We start from the raw sequence: 1,058 nt of genomic DNA, 5'->3' as shown, positions 1-1,058 counted from the left end.
GACGAGCGGCACGACACACGGTGAAGCGAACGACACCAGGCCCGCGAGCAGGCAGGCTCCCAGCGCCAGCAGAAGCGGACCCGATGCCGCCGTCTGTTGGAAGGAATCCCCGACTGCGGCGAGCGGTATCACTCGGTCTTTTCCTCGTCACGCTCTTCGTCGCGCGGCAACGACAGGGTTCGCTCGGTCTCGGCCGGTTCAGCGGGGCCGAAATCGAACAGACCGGCGCCGGCGACACTGCGCGGCACGGTCGCGATGCCGGCCCAACGGTCGTCGACCGTCCAGCCCGCACCCATTCGGCGGGCGCCCTGACGGGGACGACACGCGGTCAGATTTCCTGGACGACGGCGGCTGCTCACTACTGCTTCTCCTCGGCGGCGATGCGCTCGACCACGGGCTGAAGGTCTTCGGCCAATAGCGAGCGAAGGAAGACCGCGGCGACCCGGTGCTGACGATCCAGGATCAACGTGGTCGGAATGACACTGGTGGGAAAGTTTCCGCCGAGAGCGAGCAAGGTCCGCATCGACGGGTCGTAGATGGACGGGTATTCGATCTTGTTGTCCACTACGAAGTCCTGGGCTTTGTCGCGCTGATGGTCACGGACATTGATCCCCAGGAACGCGACGCCTTGATCTCTGGTCGCCGCGAAGACTTTTTCGAGAGCGGGCGACTCGGCGCGGCACGGGCCACACCACTGTCCCCACAGGTTCACGACCACGATCTGGTTCGGGAAATCGTCGACCGAAACGGTCTTTCCCTCGTTCATCAGATCGGGCCCCGAGAGCGTGCCGATCGTCCCGCGCGTCGCGGGCGGATCGTAGTAGATATCCGTTTTACCACCGGGTGAGACGAATTCGAAGGTCCCACCACCGGTGGCGACCGCATCGGTACCCGTCGAACAGCCCGCCGCGGCGACGATCACCAGCAGGGCGGACAGCACGGCGGTCAGCGCCCGCGGCCGACGGCCACGGGCGGTTCCCGATGAGGTGGAGCGTGTCATGCGCCGTGAACCGACGGATCCGACGCGCCGGCGGGCTCGTCGACATCGTCTATTCCGA

The 1,058-nt window shown here is 65.9% G+C and carries 2 protein-coding genes; both read right to left on the bottom strand.

Annotated features, from left to right (window positions below; genetic code table 11):
• Positions 1-128: 128 nt before the first annotated feature.
• Positions 129-359: a hypothetical protein gene (locus AB0F44_RS30380; RefSeq protein ID WP_143875996.1), complete on the bottom strand. Its 231-nt coding sequence runs from the start codon at positions 357-359 to the stop codon at positions 129-131.
• The gene (locus AB0F44_RS30375) at positions 359-1,000 is read right to left on the bottom strand and encodes a TlpA disulfide reductase family protein (RefSeq protein ID WP_357361108.1); all 642 of its coding nucleotides are present in this window, start codon (positions 998-1,000) and stop codon (positions 359-361) included. The genes AB0F44_RS30380 and AB0F44_RS30375 overlap by 1 nt, the downstream gene beginning before the upstream one ends.
• Between the last annotated feature and the right edge of the window lie 58 nt (positions 1,001-1,058).

It is taken from the genome of Nocardioides sp. NPDC023903, assembly GCF_040639295.1.
GTDB lineage: Bacteria > Actinomycetota > Actinomycetes > Propionibacteriales > Nocardioidaceae > Nocardioides.
The sequence above is the reverse complement of the archived record's forward strand: the minus strand, read 5'-3'. Positions and strand labels throughout refer to the sequence as shown.

What these genes read in the sequence shown, in the direction of transcription:
- AB0F44_RS30375 (WP_357361108.1), bottom strand. Translation starts at nt 1,000, where the DNA reads ATGACACGCTCCACCTCATCGGGAACCGCCCGTGGCCGTCGGCCGCGG.